This is a genomic window from Rahnella sp. Larv3_ips (assembly GCF_003697865.1).
Classification (GTDB): domain Bacteria; phylum Pseudomonadota; class Gammaproteobacteria; order Enterobacterales; family Enterobacteriaceae; genus Rahnella; species Rahnella rivi.
The window spans coordinates 854,138-870,695 of sequence record NZ_MJIB01000021.1 but is presented as its reverse complement, the minus strand read 5'-3'; the positions used below and the strand labels follow the sequence as shown (position 1 = coordinate 870,695).

The window sequence follows — 16,558 nt, the reverse complement described above, 5'->3', positions numbered from 1 at the left end:
ATGGGTCGCAATATGCAAATGAGTCTGCCATTCCCGAGTAAAACAGTCAACTATTTAACCTAGTAATTTACTCAAGTATTATAGAGCGGTCAGAACGGAGGGTAAGAGAAGGGATTAACAGGCTGATAAATAAACATAAAGTCGTCTTTATTATCAGCCTGAAGGGCTTATTCTTTGTCGTTCTTAGTCTTTTCAATCGACGTCAGGATGCCGCGCAGGATGTTTAATTCCTGAGATTCAGGGCGCGCACGGGTGAATAATCGACGTAATTTACTCATCACCTGCCCCGGATGTGCCTGGCGAATAAAGCCAGTTTCCAGCAGCGTATGTTCCAGATGCTGATAGAAACGTTCAAGGTCATCTACCAGCGGATACGGTGACTCTTCGTATTCCACCTGCGGTTTGGCAGCTTCCAGCAAGGCGAGGTGCGCGACGCGAACTTCATACGCAATAATCTGCACGGCCATGGCCAGATTCAGCGAGCTGTATTCCGGATTCGCCGGGATGCAGACATGATAATTACACTTTTGCAGTTCTTCGTTGGTCAGCCCCACGCGCTCACGGCCAAACACCAGTGCGACCGGTGCGGTTTGTGCCGCAGCCGCACTGTGCTCGCCGCATTCACGCGGATCCAGCATAGGCCACGGCAGCGTACGCGAACGCGCACTGGTGCCGATCACCAGACTGCAACCCGCCAGGGCTTCGTCCAGCGTATCAACGATCCTGGCGTTACCGATCACGTCACTGGCACCGGCAGACAACGAGATGGCCTGAGAGTCAGGTTTCACCAGCGGATTCACCAGATAAAGGCTGGATAATCCCATGGTTTTCATGGCACGGGCGGTAGAGCCCATATTGCCGGTGTGGGAGGTTTCAACTAATACAATACGGATATTGGGCAGCATACAAACTCTGAGCGTGGCGGAAAATCACAACAGCCTATCACAACGGTAGTTAATTTTCAGAACCCCTGCTATACTGCGCGCCGTTTCCCGTATTCCCGTTCTTTAACATCCTAGTTGGAAGATATCCATGCATCCGATGCTCACCATCGCCGTGCGCGCTGCGCGCAAGGCCGGTAACCTGATTGCCAAACATTACGAAACGCCAGATTCTGTAGAAGCGACTCAAAAAGGTACCAATGATTTTGTTACCAATGTAGACCGCGAAGCAGAACACATGATTATCGACGTCATTCGCAAATCCTATCCAAAACACACCATCATCAGTGAAGAGTGTGGCGAGCTGGAAGGCGAAGACAAAGATGTACAATGGATTATCGACCCGCTGGATGGCACCACCAACTTCGTTAAACGCTTCCCACATTTCGCTGTTTCTATCGCCGTGCGCATCAAAGGCCGCACTGAAGTTGCGGTAGTTTACGATCCAATGCGTAACGAACTGTTCACCGCGACCCGTGGTCAGGGCGCACAGCTGAACGGTTACCGTCTGCGCGGCACTAACGCGAAAGATCTCGACGGCACCATTCTGGCGACCGGCTTCCCGTTCAAAGCAAAACAACACGCAAACAGCTACATCAATGTGATTGGCAAACTGTTCACTGAGTGCGCAGATTTCCGTCGCACCGGTTCTGCTGCGCTGGATCTGGCGTATGTGGCCGCTGGCCGCGTTGACGGTTTCTTTGAAATTGCCCTGAAGCCTTGGGATTTCGCCGGTGGCGAACTGCTGGTGCGTGAATCAGGCGGCGTGGTCACTGACTTCGTTGGCGGTCACAACCATTACTCTTCTGGCAACATCGTTGCCGGTAACCCGCGCGTTGTTAAAGGTATTCTCAATACCATGCGTGAAGAACTGAGCGAAGCGCTGAAGCGTTAATTCCGCTGCCGGTCAGTTAAAAAAAAACGGACGTCCCATCGGGCGTCCGTTTTTTTATGCCTGCCGTTTACCCCCTGAAGGGACCGCCGGTTATCGGGGAGACATCGCCGCCACCGGAGCTGTAGAGCAACATGCCCGCCACCAGCAGCACAATCCCGCCGGTCAGCGCCAGCAGCGACCAGGTGATCCGCTGCCAGGCCGCAGGCGTCCGGGTGGCGCTCAGTTTTACGGCCAGCGCACGGCTGTAAAACACCAGCACGCCGATAAGCGATACGGTCAGAGACGTTCCGACAGCCATGGTGATTGCAGAGATCACGCCCCAGCTGTAAACACCGATGACTTTCGCGAACAGCAACACCATGATCGCGCCGGAACAGGGCCGCAGTCCCATCGCCAGTACAATGGCCACCTGCGTGCGTAAATCTCCGCCGGCCTGAAGCTGCTGATCGCTGGGGACGTGCTGATGCCCGCAACCGCAATGCTCATCATGAATGTGCGTTTCGTTTCCCAGCGGCGAAAGACGGCGGATGTGCATCGCCGGTGCCGGGCGCAAACTTTTGATCGTCTGCCACACGCGTTTTAGTGCGCGCCAGCAGAGCAAAAGCCCCAGCAGCATCACCAGAATAAAGCTCCCCCGCTCCATCCAGAAACTGCTCTGATGCAGCTGACGCGAAGAGAGTTGCAGCACGCCAAGCACCACGCTGACCAGCAATATTGCCACCAGCCCCTGCACGATCGCCGACGCAAAAGTCAGTTTCAGGCTGCTTTTCAGCCGAGAGGGGTGCGTCGCCAGGTAAGTGGTGATGACGATTTTCCCGTGCCCCGGTCCGATGGCGTGGATCACCCCGTAAACAAGGCTGAAGCCTGCCAGCGTCATGCCCGACTGCATCGGATTTTCTTTCACCTGACGCAGCAGACCGGCCAGTTCCTGATGCAATTCCCGCTGCCAGATAATGCTGCTCAGCAAAATGCGCGGCCAGTAGTGCATCAGCAGCACACCGCCGCCCGCCAGCAAAATGAGGAAAATGGCCAGCGGCCAGAGATCACGCCATGAGAGTGTTTTCGACGGCGTTGAGATTAATGACATTCCAGCGTGACCTTTTGTGCAAATTGCTGCCCGAGATCCATATCTTCCGGCGGGGCATCGGCCTTATCGAGAGACAGCGCGTAGTTTTGCAGTGAAGCATCCGGTTTCGGCGTAAACAGCGCCAGCGTGCAGCGCTTTTCAAGCGACGGCGGCAGACGCAGCGCAGCGTTGTCTTTATAGGTCATATCGACAAAGTATGAGGGATCGAACGTTGAAAACTCCATCGGTTTGCCCTCCAGTAGTTGCGGTTTTGCCAGCGGCAGAACGAATTCCAGCACGGCCTGATCGCCCTTGCGGGAAAGCTGATATTCGCTGGGTAAATCCAGATATTTCACCGGTTTTCCTTCACGGTAGAAATTGGTGAAGTAGTGCTGGCTGAGCACCCGCGCCATCACTTCGGCGGCGAGTTTCTTCCAGATATCGGAACCTGGTTTGGCGTTCTGCGCGTCATACAGCAAATCTGCTGAGGTGATTTCATCCATCGTCCAGACCATTTTCAGCCCGGTCAGCGAGGTTTCATTCGCCACCAGCGTCGTCTGCATATCGATAAAACTGTGCGGGTGCGCCAGCACCGTTGCGGGCAGGCAGAACAGCGCAGTGCCCAGCCATTTGGCATAACGGGAGAAAGGCCGGTTCCGGGCCTGGTGTAACGTCATTTCCATATCAGGCGCCATTATATTGTTACTAAGTAACAGTATTTTGCTGTGCATTTAGGCGGTCGTCAAAAATATCTGTGATCTGAGTTGTAAGCCGGAGTAAAACCCGCCAGCCATGCCCTGCCGCGGGCAGGCGGTTTGCTATGCTTGACTAATAATTTCATGTGGCACCATTACAGAAGGTGATATGACTCTGGAAACACAACCCACTCCTGCGCTTTCCGCTTCGCAACGTCGCTGCCACGTGTTGCTGATGCTGTACGCGCCGCTGACGGCTGTGCAACTGGAAATCATCAGTGAAATCAACCGTGTTGATCTGCGCACCACCTGGGACGATCTGGCAGAAGTGACCTGCGAAATTCAGCGGATCCATCATCTGGATGTCATGCAATACAGTGAAAAAGAGTGCCGCATTGAAGGCGATACGCTTGCCCAGCGCTTATGTTTGTTTCACGGTTTGCGCCGCACATTACGTATTTCCCCCGATTTTGTGCCCCGCTATTTTCTTCCCTGGTTACACATTGCTTTCGAAAGTCAGCCCTGCCCGAAGGCGGCGCTGAGGACTGACATTCTGGGAATGATGATTGAAGACTGCTCCTCGCTGCTGCCAAAAGGGCTGAGCGAGCACGACGGCAAGCTGATGCGCATCTGCCTTCAATACTGTTTATGGCAGAACGGCGCATGGAAAAACGCCCCCTCCTCCGGGCTGCGTTTCACCGAACAACAGCGTCGCTGGTTGCGTGAGAAAGCCGAATACACGGCAGCGCGCGAGCTGTTTATGCAGCTGCAAACGCTGAGTAACGGTCTGCTGGATGACGGTGAGTGCGAATTTTTCACGCTGATGTTGCGGATGTTGAAAACCCACAGTTATCAGAGCTCAGGTTCTACCGAAGACCAGCGTTTACTGCTGCACATCGAAAGTCTGGTGGGGCGTTTTCAGGAAGTCGCCGGAATGAAATTCAGCAGCTACGAAGGGCTGGTCGGTCAGCTGTTCGCGCATCTCGGCCCGGCGATCGAACGCTGTCATTTCGGCATTGGTATCGACAATTTAATGCAGGAAGAAGTGAACCGCATGTATCCGCGCCTGGTGCGGACAACGCGCGAAGCGCTGGAAGGCTTTGAGCACGAATATCTGATCCAGCTTTCCGAAGATGAAATCGGGCTGGTGGCGATCACGTTCGGCGCATGGCTGATGCAGGGAAATGCCTTGCAGGAAAAACAAATTCTGCTGCTGACCCACGACAATCCGCAGCTGGAAGAAGCGGTCGAGCAGCAAATTCGCGAAGCAACGCTGCTGCCGCTGAACATCAAATATCAGACGCTGACGGATTTCTACAAATTTGGTGCGCCGAGCGGCGTGGCGATGATTGTCACCCCCTACGCCACCCGCAGCACCGATGCCGATCCGCTGGTGATCCACACCCAACTGCCACTGGCGAAAGAGCAGCGAAAACGTATCCGCTCGCTGCTCGAAGCGCCTTAGCGCGTTGCCGGTGCTGACGGCGCGACCTGCGGACGCAGGAAAATCGCCGGTACCGCCAGCAGTGCCATCACCCAGAACAGGCCCGCGTGGAGATGTTCGAACAGGAAGCCGGACACCATGGTCATCACCGCCACGCCGCCACCCATCGCCAGTGCGGAATACACCGATTGCAGGCGAATGACCTGATCACGCGGACGCGCCGCGATAAAGCGCATGCCCGCCAGATGACACACCGTGAAGGTGCCGCAGTGCAAGATCTGAACCACGATAAGCCACGGCAGCGCGGTGAACGCCCCCATCATTGCCCAGCGCACCACGCCACAGACGGCGGAAAGCAGCAGTAAATCACGCGCCGACCAGCGGCTGAACAGCTGTTTGCTGAAGGTGAAGACCAGCACTTCCGCCACCACACCCAGCGACCAGAGATAACCAATGGTCGTGGAAGAATACCCGACATCCTGCCAGTAAATGGCGCTGAAACCGTAGTACGCCGCATGTGCGCCCTGCAACAGCGTGACGCACAGCAGGAAGCGCCACACCGGCTTTTCGCCCAGCAGCGCTTTCCAGGAGATGGTCGGTGCTCCGCTTTGACGCGGTTCGCCCACCGGTTTCACACTCGGACGCAGCAACATTCCCAGCAGCATGGCCGCCACACCTGCGGTCAGTGTGTAGAGGATCGCGTTATGACCGTACACTTCAACCAGCTTGCCGGTCAGCGCTGAACCAATCACAAACGCAATGGAACCCCAGACGCGTACCTTGCCGTAATCCATATTGATCTGACGTTGCAGTGTGCCTGCCATCGCATCGGTCAGCGGTACCAGCGGGCCAAAGAACAGACTGAAACCGGCGATGTTGATCATCAGCCACGCCCAGCCATTGCCAAACCAAAAGCCAACCGCGAAGGCCAGCGTAAGCAGCGCCAGAATGCGCAGCCCGGTGACCAGATGAGAGGGATCTTTAATTGAGGGGGAGATGATCAGCGTGCCAAGGAATCGCGCCACTAACCCGGCGCCGAGCAGCAGGCCAATATTTTCGGATGAAATGCCCTCGCCCTTGAGCCACAAACCCCAGAAGGGAAGAAAAATACCGTAACTGAAAAAATAGGTGAAATAACTGAGTGCCAGCCAGCGTGTGGAACGCAATTCCATAGATCCTCCGGTGTGAGGCCAATACTTTGACAGAGCTCACAATCGCTAGCAATCCGCAAACCTCTTCATCACAAAAGAATGTCTGCCAGCTCACAAATTCTGATTCATAGGTATAAAAAAACCCGCCGGAGCGGGTTTTAGCAGCTTTACGGCTTCACGAATATTACGCGTAAACCGGGAAGCGTGCGCAGATATCAAGGACTTTGTTTTTCACGCGTTCGATAGTGGCTTCGTCGTTCACGTTGTCCAGCACGTCACAGATCCAGCCAGCCAGTTCACGCGCTTCAGCTTCTTTAAAGCCGCGACGGGTAATAGCCGGAGTACCGATACGCACGCCAGAAGTCACAAACGGGCTCTTCGGATCGTTAGGTACGCTGTTTTTGTTCACGGTGATGTTAGCGCGACCCAGTGCAGCATCGGCTTCTTTACCGGTCAGGTTTTTCTCAACCAGATCCATCAGGAACAGGTGATTGTGCGTGCCGCCGGACACCACTTTATAGCCGCGTTCCAGAACCACAGCCACCATCGCCTGGGCATTTTTAGCCACTTGCTGCTGGTAAACTTTGAACTCAGGTTCCATCGCTTCTTTCAGTGCGACCGCTTTACCGGCAATCACGTGCATCAGCGGGCCGCCCTGGCCACCAGGGAATACCGCGGAGTTCAGTTTTTTGTAGAACTCTTCGTCGCCGCCTTTCGCCAGAATCAGACCGCCGCGTGGGCCAGCCAGCGTTTTGTGCGTGGTGGTGGTGACGATGTGCGCGTGTGGCACCGGGTTAGGGTAAACGCCCGCCGCAATCAGACCGGCAACGTGTGCCATATCTACGAAGAAGTACGCGCCCACGCTGTCCGCGATTTCACGCATTTTTGCCCAGTCAACGATACCGGAGAAGGCTGAGAAGCCGCCGATGATCATTTTTGGTTTGTGCAGTTCGGCCTGACGTTTTACGTCGTCATAATCGATGTCGCCGCTTTCGTCGATGCCGTAAGGCACCACGTTGTACAGTTTGCCGGACAGGTTAACCGGTGAACCGTGAGTCAGGTGACCGCCATGGCCGAGGTTCATCCCCAGAATGGTGTCGCCCGGTTGCAGCAGTGCGGTATACACCGCGAAGTTTGCCTGTGAGCCGGAATGTGGCTGAACGTTGGCAAAATCTGCACCGAACAATTCTTTTGCACGGTCGATAGCCAGTTGTTCAACGATGTCGACGTACTCACAACCACCGTAATAACGTTTGCCCGGGTAGCCTTCGGCATATTTGTTGGTCAGTTGCGAACCCTGAGCCTGCATGACACGCGGGCTGGTGTAGTTTTCTGACGCAATCAGCTCGATATGTTCTTCCTGACGAACAACTTCTTTTTCCATTGCTGCCCACAGCTCAGCATCATAATCGGCAATGTTCATTTCACGCTTTAACATCCGCATCTCCTGACTCAACAAACTAAAAATAAACGCCCCTCGGGGTTCTGCGCCACAGTGTAAATGTTTAAGCGGCCTTCGGATAGGGTCAGTTTAAGGTTTTTAGGCAAACGATTGGCTCCAGATACAGCAAGGCTTTGATCTAAGAACCCCTGCCCGGAATCAAGGGATAAATATTCATCTGAACATGTCTATATTTCAGCTTTGTGACCTGGGCACCTGACGTAAAGCCCTTACCCCTTTAGTGGGTGTTTACAAAAATTGTGGGTTTATATAAGATGCATTTAAAATACATGTTTAATAAAATCGACGAAGACACGGAGTTCACTATGCTTGATTCAGCCACTATCGCGACCGTTAAATCCACTATTCCATTACTGGCGGCGACCGGCCCGAAACTGACCGCACACTTCTACGACCGCATGTTCGAACACAATCCCGAACTCAAAGACATCTTCAATATGAGCAACCAGCGCAACGGCGATCAGCGTCAGGCGCTGTTTGATGCCATCTGCGCTTACGCAGCCAATATCGAAAATCTGGCGGCGCTGCTGCCCGCGGTGGAACGCATCGCGCAAAAACACACCAGTTTCACCATTCAGCCAGAGCAATACAACATTGTCGGCGCACACCTGCTGGCAACGCTGGATGAAATGTTCAGTCCGGGTCAGGAAGTGCTGGATGCCTGGGGCAAAGCCTATGGCGTACTGGCGAACGTGTTTATCAACCGTGAAGTGGAGATTTATCAGGACAGCGCAGAAAAAACCGGTGGCTGGCGCGGCACGCGTGAATTCCGCATCGCCGAAAAACAGCCGCAGAGTGAGCTGATCACGTCCTTCCTGCTCGAACCTGTCGATGGCAAACCGGTCGCCGACTTTCAGCCGGGGCAGTATCTGGCGGTGTATATCCGCGACGCGTCACTGGAAAATCAGGAAATCCGTCAGTATTCCCTGACGCAGGCACCGAACGGCAAAACCTACCGGATTGCGGTGAAACGCGAAGGGGAAGGCGCCGTGTCTAACTTCCTGCATAATGTTGCGCTGCCGGGCGACATCATCCATCTGGCGGCCCCGCACGGCGATTTCTTTATGGATATCAGCGATACCACGCCGGTTGCGCTGATTTCTGCCGGTGTCGGTCAGACGCCGATGTTAGGCATGCTCAATACGCTGGCAGCGCGCGGACATCACGCGCCGGTGCAGTGGCTGCACGCGGCTGAAAACGGTGCGGTACATGCGTTTGCCTCAGAGGTAAAAGACGCACAGAAAAACCTGCCGCAGCTGGAAAGCCATGTCTGGTATAACCAGCCACAGGCGAATGATTTACCGGGTGAGGATTATCAGTATGAAGGGCTGATGAATCCGAGCAGCGTCAGTACACAGCTGAGCGATCCGGCGATGCATTTCTACCTGTGCGGCCCGGTCGGGTTTATGCAGTTTGCGGCGAAACAGCTGCTGGCGATGAACATCCGTGAAGCCAACATTCATTACGAATGCTTCGGCCCGCATAAAGTGATTTAAGCAGACAGACCAGAAATGCAAAAAGGCTGATGAGATATCAGCCTTTTTCGTTTTTCGCCGCAACCGGGAATTAAATGGCTTCTTCGTCCTGCTCGCCGGTACGGATACGCACGACGCGCGCCACGTCGAATACAAAGATTTTACCGTCGCCGATTTTACCGGTCTGCGCAGTGGTCATGATGGTTTCCACGCAGGTATCCACGATGTCATCCGCCACGACAATTTCTATTTTTACTTTTGGCAGGAAATCGACCATGTATTCCGCACCACGGTACAGCTCGGTGTGACCTTTCTGACGGCCAAACCCTTTCACTTCGGTCACGGTCATCCCGGTAATCCCGACTTCTGCCAGCGCCTCACGGACGTCGTCGAGTTTGAATGGCTTGATAATCGCATCAATCTTTTTCATGGCGGACCCTTATAATCATTCGTTTGCTCTCCGCCTTCCTGAGCGGCAGCATGGTTCACAGTCTGGCTTCGGGTGCGCGCGGCACGCGAAGGCGCTAAAGGTATCATAGTTCAGCGGCAGGAATGTACCTCAAGCCTCTGAAAGTAAATTCCCGTTACTCTTTAAAATCGGTGGCTTCCAGCTCGTGGCGGGACAGCAACTTATAAAACTCGGTGCGGTTACGTCCGGCAATGCGTGCCGCCTGAGTGACGTTGCCTTTCGTGATTTGCAAAAGCTTACGCAGATAATTCAGTTCGAACTGGTTACGCGCATCCGCAAAGGTGGGCAGCGCGGTGTTCTCACCTTCCAGCGCCTGCCGGACCAGCGCTTCACTGATCACCGGCGCCGAGGTCAGCGCCACGCATTGTTCGATCACGTTGACCAACTGACGCACATTCCCCGGCCAGCTGGCCGCCATCAGGCCTTTCAGCGCATCGGTGGAAAAACTGCGCACAAAAGGTTTGTGCCGCAGTGCTGAAATGCGCAGCAAATGGTTGGCGAGCAGCGGGATATCCTCCGCCCTTTCACTCAGCGTCGGTAGTTTCAGCCCCACGACGTTCAGCCGGTAGAACAAGTCCTCGCGAAACTCGCCCTTCTCCATCGCTTTCGGCAAATCCCGGTGCGTGGCGGAAATGATCCGCACATCCACGTCAATATCGTGATTACTGCCAAGCGGGCGCACTTTGCGTTCCTGCAATACGCGCAGCAATTTCACCTGCAATGACAACGGCATGTCGCCGATTTCATCGAGAAATAATGTCCCGCCGGTGGCGGCCTGGAATAACCCTTCACGGCTGCTCACCGCGCCGGTAAAGGCTCCTTTGGCATGACCAAACAGTTCTGATTCCAGCAACTGCTCCGGCAGTGCGCCACAGTTTATGGCGATAAAGGCTTTCTTACCGCGCGGGCTGGCCCCGTGGATAGCCTGCGCCAGCACTTCTTTACCGGTGCCGCTCTGGCCGTTGATCAGCACACTGACGTCAGACTGCGCGACCATATTGGCCTGCTCGAGCAGACGCAGCATGATCGGGCTGCGTGTGACGATTGCCTCACGCCAGCTTTCGTCAACCGACGGGCTGGACTGCGCCAGCGCTTCATCAATGGCTTTATACAACGCATCGCGGTCAACCGGCTTGGTCAGGAATCCAAAGACGCCCTGCTGGGTGGCGGCGACCGCATCGGGGATCGAGCCGTGCGCGGTGAGAATGATCACCGGCATACCAGGCTGAAATTTTTGGATCTCGGCGAACAGCGCCATACCGTCCATTTCATCCATGCGTAAATCGCTCAGCACCAAATCAATACGTTCGCGGTGCAGGACGCGCAGCGCCTCAGCTCCGCTTTCCGCGGTGGTGACACGAAAACCTTCGCTGGTCAGGCGCATCCCCAGCAGTTTTAACAGGCTGGGATCGTCATCAACCAGCAATAAACTGGCGGCTTTGCGTAGCGTCATTTTGCGTTCAGCCCTTTTGGCGGCGTGTAGGTTTCAGCCGGTTTGACAGAGGAGTCAGCGTTAGATTTTGCCGGTGTGGCCGGATCGTTATCCGGTAAATCGCCCTGAATTTGTTTGCGCGAGGAGAGCTGACGTTCGATATCGGTCAGGTTCTCCAGTTTACGGCGCGTATCCGCCAGGCTGTCTTCCAGCACCTGTTGCTGAGCGGTCATTGCCTGAAGTTTTTCCTGGCCGACCGCCTGCTGGCGAAGGTTGCGGGCTTTTTCATCCCCCAGCGTCACCTGCAGATTCTGGCGCTCACGCCACAATTGCACCAGCGGACGGATCGAGCCGGGCATCTGCCCGCGATACTGGCTGACTTTATTTAATAACGCGCGGCGCTGGGTTTGATCCGGATCGGCACCGGATAACAGAATGCTTTGTTTGAAGACCTGATCCCAGCGGGTGGCGGGGATCTGCTGCGCCTGAAAACGCGCCTGCGCATCATTCATGCGATCGGCGCAATCCATCGCACGCAGCCAGTAAAGGGAATTGGTCAGCGCATCGTCATCGTCCAGCGCCCACAGGGTTTCACAGGGCGCAATACGAAAATCGGTGACTTTACTCTCCGGAACGATCTGATCGGAGACTTGCTGATAATAGCGGTTATCGGCGGTGTGCGGCGCACAGCCCATCAGCACCAGCGGCGCGCCGAGTAAAAATATCCGGCGGCTCAGCACGCTGCGCACGCGCGCAGCGGCACATTTCAACAGTGAGGTTAATGCGCTCATAGGTCGCACCAGCCAGCAAATATCATCATTATTAATTCTTCTCAGCCGTCAGGGGCAATTCGATACGGAAACAGACGTCCGCATCCTCAACGGCAACCAGTTGCAGCTCTCCATGCATGCGGCGAATACAGTCCTGAGCAATGCTTAATCCCAGACCGCTGCCTTTTACAGCCCCTTTTCTCTGCTGGCTACCCTGATAAAAAGGTTCAAAAATCATCGCACGTTCGGCATCGGGGATCGGCGCGCCGGAGTTCGCCACTTCGATAATCACCCGCCCTTCTCCCGGCCTGCTGCGGACCCAAATAGTACCGGATTCAGCCCCGTAGTGCACCGCATTGGAGTAGAGATTATCCAGCACACGACGCAGCAACGTCGGCTCTGCCAGACACTGTGGCGCATCAATGTGGACTTCGCTGCGAATTTTCTTCGCACGCGCAGGAAGAGAGTTCGCCGCGACCACGTCGGCCACCAGCGCATTAAGATCAACCGCCACGCTGAGCGTCGGTGCATCGGCCAGTTTACGGTTGTAATCGAGCAGCTGTTCGATCAGCGTTTGCAAATGGCGGCTGCTGTTATTGAGGATCGCCACCACTTCTTTTTGATCCGGCGTTAAAGGCCCGGCGACTTCATCGGCCAGCAGTTCGGTGCCTTCGCGCATACTGGCGAGCGGCGTTTTCAGCTCATGAGAAATGTGGCGGAGGAATTCATGACGCTGCGATTCCAGCCAGGCCAGACGCTCGCTCAGCCAGACGATCCGTTGTACCAGTGACCGGATTTCCCGCGGGCCTTTAAAGCGTGTGACATCCCCCAGATTTCGCCCCTCGCCCAGCCGGTTGATCATGCGCTCAACGCCCTTAACCGGACCGATGATCATGCGGGTAAACAGCAGCACCAGCGCACCGCTGAGCAGGAACAGAACCAGCGCCTGCCAGCCGAAAAACTGGCCACGTTCGGCGATAGCACGCTGCAACTGCTGGCCGCGTGAAAAGACCACTTCACGGGTGGCCTGAACCATTTCGGCATTCGTGCGGGAGAAGTTTTCCAGGCGTGCAGAAGAGTCGGCATCCGGGGCGTTATTGTGGCAGGTCAGCGTAGTGAGCTGGGTCAGTAAGGTGCGCAGCGTCTGGTAATAACGTAAATCCGGCAGCACTGAAGCATGGGCATCCAGCATCTGGGAATATTGTTTATGTTGATTCTGATAAAGGCGGGAAAGAGTGGGATCGTCGAGGACGCAATACTGACGGTAACTGCGCTCCATCTCCAGCGCGATGCTGGACATCGCTTCGCTGCGGCGGGCGTCGCTCAGCGTGGTGCGGTTAATGCGCGCCGCCTGACGGCTGAGCTGATCGAGGCTGTCATAGGCCTGATAGGCCAGCACCAGTAAAGGCAGCAGCACCAGCAGGAAAGCCATCAATACCAGCTGACGTAACGAGCCGGGGAATAAACGTCCTCTTTTCAACGCATTCATCTCATTTTCAACAGATGACGTCATGCTAGCTGACAACGGTTTGAACAGCCAGTGCGACAGCAAAGCAACAGGGGGTTTAGCGCGAAAGGGGTGAAACAAGAAGTTTTCAGAGGGAGGTATTGCTGAACGCCTTTTACAGGCGTTCAGCAAACCGGAAGAGGTGGTGCCTCACTCAACGTGTCGTTCGATGCTTGATAACGTGCTTGCGCAACGATTATCGGTCTGGTGAACGATAGGCACCGTTTCTTTGGCGTCATTCGGGCATTATGAGCATATCAACGCTTTCGCGTGAGCCAATCATAATCAGGTGAATGAGCAACTGACAGGATACTAGCACAATGCATGCCAACATTAAAATAACATTTTTATAGCATTGAATAGGCTACGTTTTATTTTTTCAGCACGTAATTTACACGGGGTAAAGCCCGAATAAGCCGTTGAAAAAACAGTCACAGTGTCGCCATTGCCCAACAAAAACCTGCCTGATAATTAAATGACTTTAAAAACAGCAGGATAAATGTCGTTAAATGACGACAGGCCTTTACCGGTTTGTCGTCATTTTATGACACAGACGCATTAATGATTGAAAGCAGCCCGCTTGTTCAGTTGTTTATGGCTGTACATCGCCTGATCGGAGTCCGCCAGCAGGCTGTGAACAGAGTCATGTTTATGCGGGTTATATTCGATCTGCCCGACGCTGAATTTAATGTTGTATCCGCGCTGTTCCTGAAGATTCCATCCGACCACGGCTTCGTGCAGGCGCTGCATGATTTCAGTGGCTTCGAGATGGCTGACGTTGGTGAGCAGCGCGACAAACTCATCCCCGCCGAGCCGCCCCACCACGTCCGTTTCGCGCAATAATCCGCTGAGAATGCCGGCGAAAACGGTCAGCGCGCGGTCACCTTCGGCGTGCCCGAATTTATCGTTAATCTCTTTAAAATCATTCAAATCGAAGAAGAGCATCGTGGCGGGTAATCCCAGACGTTGACAGGCATTCAGCGTTTGCTGCGCCTGCGCTTCGAAACCGCGACGATTAGCCACCAGCGTCAGTTCATCCATGGTCGCCATTTGCAGCGCCCCGATTTCCTGTTCGGCCATTCTGGCTAAATCGCGCAGCAACTGACGCTCATCGGCGTCCATATCGCGCGGCTTGACGTCAATCAGGCACAAGGTGCCGAGTGAACTGCCGTTGGGTACTACCAGCGGGCAACCGGCAGACTAAGAGAAGTCCGTAAAGTCAGTCTTGCGGGAAAATTAGGTGAAAAATAACACCCAATATCCGATTAATGCTCACTAAAACCGAGCGAATTTGGAACCGGCACCGGCTGTTCGCAGTCTATCGGGTTATCGGCTTTCGCCGGATCGCACTGGGTGGCCTGCTGCGGAATAAAGATATGATCCAGAATCGCACGCGCCGTCGGCCCGGCAATCACGCCATCACCGCCGCCGTTTTCAAGGATCAGCGCCATCACCACGGACGGATGTTTGTACGGAGCAAAAGCGGTGTAGAAGATATGATCACGCAACCGTACCGGCGTCATTTTGGCGTTATAGGTCTGGTTCTCACGCAGGCTGAACACCTGAGATGTCCCGGATTTCGCGGCTATCTGATAAGGCGCTGTATGGAAAAGTTTGTAGCCGGTGCCGTTTGGCAGATTCGCCATGCCGAACATACCGTTTTTGACGATGCCCCAGATCGGAGATTTCGGATCGGCAATTTGCTGCGTCGGCGGCATCTTATACGGCGTAATCACTTTGCCACTTTTTGACGAGTACAGCAGATGCGGCGTCTCCAGCTTGCCGTTATTCACCAGCGCACTCAATGCACGCACCATCTGAATAGGCGTCGCCACCCAGTAGCCCTGCCCGATGCCCACAGAAACCGTATCGCCCTGATACCAGCCCTTCTTGTGCACCTTCAACTTCCATTCACGGCTTGGCAACACGCCGTTGTACTGCTCATCCAGATCGATGCCGGTGGATTTACCGTAACCGAATTTACTCAGCCAGGTATGAATGCGGTCGATGCCCATTTCAAACGCCACCTGATAGAAGAAGGTATCCGCAGATTCCTCGATAGCTTTGGTGACGTTGAGCATTCCGTGGCCGGTTTTCAGCCAGTCACGGTAATGGCGCTGGGTGCCCGGCAGCGTCCAGGTCGGCGCACCGAAGAATGTGGTCTGCGGGGTGATCACGCCTTCAAACAGCGCCGAGGTCGCCATGAAAGGTTTTACCGTCGAGGCCGGTGGATAAAGCCCCTGGGTCACGCGGTTAATTAGCGGCAGATCCGGGTTTTTCAGCAGCGCACTGTATTGCTTGCTGGAGATGCCGTTGACGAACGGATTCGGATCGTAACTCGGGCTGGACACCATCGCCTTGATCCCGCCGTCACGCGGATCCATTACCACCACCGCCGCCCGCTGGCCTTTGAGCACTTTCTCGATGTATTGCTGCAAGCCGAGATCTAACGTCAGGTAGATATTTTGCCCGGCCTGTGGCGGCACTTCTTTCAGCAAACGCACCACGTGCCCGTGGTTATCCACTTCCACTTCCTGATAACCGGTACGACCATGCAAAATATTTTCGTAATACTTTTCAACGCCCTGCTTACCAATATCATGATCTGCGGCGTAGTTTTCTGACAAGCCTTCGGCGTCGAGGCGTTTCTCATCTTTATCATTAATTTTCGACACATACCCGACCACGTGTGCCAGTTCGGCGCCATACGGATAGCGGCGCTGCTGATAGGTGCTGATCGAGACGCCGGGAAATTTGAACTGGTTGACGGAGAAGCGGGCGACTTCGATATCGGTCAGCGCCAGTTTTAGCGGGATTTGTGCAAAGCGACGTCCGTGGATCATCGCATCATGAAAGCTGTCGAGATCGTCCTGCGTCAGATCGACAATCGGCTTAAGCGCGTTCAACGTGGCCTGTAAATCCGGGACTTTTCCGGGGATCATCTGCAACTGATATAACGTGATATTTTGCGCCAGGATGACGCCATTGCGATCCATGATAAGCCCGCGGCTTGGGGCGATCGGCAACATTTTAATGTCATTCTGATTCGATCGGGTCTGGTAAAAATCGTGCATCCCCACCTGTAAATGATACAAATTCAGCACCAGAACGGCGGACAACAGAAACACGACCATAAAAGCAATCACGGCGCGGCGGACGAAAAGGACGGACTCGGCGGTGTGGTCGCGAATTTCGTCGTTAAGTAAGGCCATAAGCGGGCAAATACCTTTATTGTCTGCTTCTTAAAGCGG

General features: G+C 54.6%; 14 protein-coding genes. 3 read left to right on the top strand and 11 right to left on the bottom strand.

The genetic code is table 11. From position 1 onward, the window contains the following. Positions 1 to 167 precede the first annotated feature (167 nt). A complete protein-coding gene (trmJ, locus tag ED901_RS23545) occupies positions 168 to 905 on the bottom strand; it encodes a tRNA (cytosine(32)/uridine(32)-2'-O)-methyltransferase TrmJ (protein WP_056781309.1) in 738 nt (245 codons plus the stop codon). Between the two features lie 127 nt (positions 906 to 1,032). Between trmJ and suhB the strand changes: the two genes are divergently transcribed. Further along, positions 1,033 to 1,836 (top strand): inositol-1-monophosphatase, encoded by an 804-nt coding sequence (gene suhB, locus ED901_RS23540; protein WP_056781311.1) that lies wholly within the window; start codon positions 1,033 to 1,035, stop codon positions 1,834 to 1,836. 67 nt (positions 1,837 to 1,903) lie between these two features. Here the strand turns inward: suhB and ED901_RS23535 are convergent, their stop codons facing one another. Further along, positions 1,904 to 2,923: a nickel/cobalt transporter gene (locus tag ED901_RS23535; protein ID WP_122097408.1), complete on the bottom strand. Its 1,020-nt coding sequence runs from the start codon at positions 2,921 to 2,923 to the stop codon at positions 1,904 to 1,906. Beyond that, on the bottom strand, positions 2,914 to 3,465 hold the full coding sequence (locus ED901_RS23530) for a DUF1007 family protein (RefSeq protein WP_235533492.1): 552 nt from the start codon (positions 3,463 to 3,465) through the stop codon (positions 2,914 to 2,916). The genes ED901_RS23535 and ED901_RS23530 overlap by 10 nt, the downstream gene beginning before the upstream one ends. 301 nt (positions 3,466 to 3,766) lie before the next feature. On the opposite strand from ED901_RS23530, the gene csiE reads away from it, so the two are divergent. After that, the gene (gene csiE / locus ED901_RS23525; RefSeq protein WP_056781317.1) at positions 3,767 to 5,062 is read left to right on the top strand and encodes a stationary phase inducible protein CsiE; all 1,296 of its coding nucleotides are present in this window, start codon (positions 3,767 to 3,769) and stop codon (positions 5,060 to 5,062) included. Here csiE and ED901_RS23520 read toward each other — a convergent pair. After that, positions 5,059 to 6,213, bottom strand: a complete 1,155-nt coding sequence (locus ED901_RS23520; protein WP_056781322.1) for a 3-phenylpropionate MFS transporter — start codon at positions 6,211 to 6,213, stop codon at positions 5,059 to 5,061. The two genes, csiE and ED901_RS23520, sit on opposite strands and share 4 nt — an antisense overlap. Positions 6,214 to 6,376: 163 nt before the next feature. Then, entirely contained in the window at positions 6,377 to 7,630 is a 1,254-nt protein-coding gene (gene glyA / locus ED901_RS23515) for a serine hydroxymethyltransferase (protein ID WP_056781325.1), read from the bottom strand. Positions 7,631 to 7,908: 278 nt separating this feature from the next. On the opposite strand from glyA, the gene hmpA reads away from it, so the two are divergent. Next, on the top strand, positions 7,909 to 9,150 hold the full coding sequence (hmpA, locus tag ED901_RS23510) for an NO-inducible flavohemoprotein (protein WP_256370292.1): 1,242 nt from the start codon (positions 7,909 to 7,911) through the stop codon (positions 9,148 to 9,150). Positions 9,151 to 9,220: 70 nt separating this feature from the next. Here hmpA and glnB read toward each other — a convergent pair whose 3' ends face one another. From glnB to mrdA, 6 genes are all read right to left on the bottom strand, one after another. Then, a complete protein-coding gene (glnB, locus tag ED901_RS23505; protein WP_013574351.1) occupies positions 9,221 to 9,559 on the bottom strand; it encodes a nitrogen regulatory protein P-II in 339 nt (112 codons plus the stop codon). Positions 9,560 to 9,713: 154 nt separating this feature from the next. Continuing rightward, positions 9,714 to 11,051 carry a two-component system response regulator GlrR gene (gene glrR, locus ED901_RS23500; protein ID WP_122097407.1) on the bottom strand — a complete coding sequence of 446 codons (1,338 nt, stop codon included), beginning with the start codon at positions 11,049 to 11,051 and terminating at the stop codon, positions 9,714 to 9,716. Further along, positions 11,048 to 11,821, bottom strand: a complete 774-nt coding sequence (gene qseG, locus ED901_RS23495) for a two-component system QseEF-associated lipoprotein QseG (protein ID WP_122097406.1) — start codon at positions 11,819 to 11,821, stop codon at positions 11,048 to 11,050. Before qseG ends, glrR begins: the two co-directional genes overlap by 4 nt. Before the next feature lie 31 nt (positions 11,822 to 11,852). Beyond that, on the bottom strand, positions 11,853 to 13,289 hold the full coding sequence (locus ED901_RS23490; protein WP_056781659.1) for a HAMP domain-containing sensor histidine kinase: 1,437 nt from the start codon (positions 13,287 to 13,289) through the stop codon (positions 11,853 to 11,855). A gap of 576 nt (positions 13,290 to 13,865) precedes the next feature. Beyond that, positions 13,866 to 14,429, bottom strand: a complete 564-nt coding sequence (locus tag ED901_RS23485; protein WP_122097595.1) for a GGDEF domain-containing protein — start codon at positions 14,427 to 14,429, stop codon at positions 13,866 to 13,868. 143 nt (positions 14,430 to 14,572) lie between these two features. Further along, on the bottom strand, positions 14,573 to 16,519 hold the full coding sequence (gene mrdA, locus ED901_RS23480) for a penicillin-binding protein 2 (RefSeq protein WP_122097405.1): 1,947 nt from the start codon (positions 16,517 to 16,519) through the stop codon (positions 14,573 to 14,575). Between the last annotated feature and the right edge of the window lie 39 nt (positions 16,520 to 16,558).

Coding starts and splice junctions, on each gene's coding strand:
- trmJ (WP_056781309.1), bottom strand. CDS start 905: ATGCTGCCCAATATCCGTATTGTATTAGTTGAAACCTCCCACACCGGC.
- suhB (WP_056781311.1), top strand. CDS start 1,033: ATGCATCCGATGCTCACCATCGCCGTGCGCGCTGCGCGCAAGGCCGGT.
- ED901_RS23535 (WP_122097408.1), bottom strand. CDS start 2,923: ATGTCATTAATCTCAACGCCGTCGAAAACACTCTCATGGCGTGATCTC.
- ED901_RS23530 (WP_235533492.1), bottom strand. CDS start 3,465: ATGCAGACGACGCTGGTGGCGAATGAAACCTCGCTGACCGGGCTGAAA.
- csiE (WP_056781317.1), top strand. CDS start 3,767: ATGACTCTGGAAACACAACCCACTCCTGCGCTTTCCGCTTCGCAACGT.
- ED901_RS23520 (WP_056781322.1), bottom strand. CDS start 6,213: ATGGAATTGCGTTCCACACGCTGGCTGGCACTCAGTTATTTCACCTAT.
- glyA (WP_056781325.1), bottom strand. CDS start 7,630: ATGTTAAAGCGTGAAATGAACATTGCCGATTATGATGCTGAGCTGTGG.
- hmpA (WP_256370292.1), top strand. CDS start 7,909: ATGCATTTAAAATACATGTTTAATAAAATCGACGAAGACACGGAGTTC.
- glnB (WP_013574351.1), bottom strand. CDS start 9,559: ATGAAAAAGATTGATGCGATTATCAAGCCATTCAAACTCGACGACGTC.
- glrR (WP_122097407.1), bottom strand. CDS start 11,051: ATGACGCTACGCAAAGCCGCCAGTTTATTGCTGGTTGATGACGATCCC.
- qseG (WP_122097406.1), bottom strand. CDS start 11,821: ATGAGCGCATTAACCTCACTGTTGAAATGTGCCGCTGCGCGCGTGCGC.
- ED901_RS23490 (WP_056781659.1), bottom strand. CDS start 13,289: ATGAATGCGTTGAAAAGAGGACGTTTATTCCCCGGCTCGTTACGTCAG.
- ED901_RS23485 (WP_122097595.1), bottom strand. CDS start 14,429: ATGGACGCCGATGAGCGTCAGTTGCTGCGCGATTTAGCCAGAATGGCC.
- mrdA (WP_122097405.1), bottom strand. CDS start 16,519: ATGGCCTTACTTAACGACGAAATTCGCGACCACACCGCCGAGTCCGTC.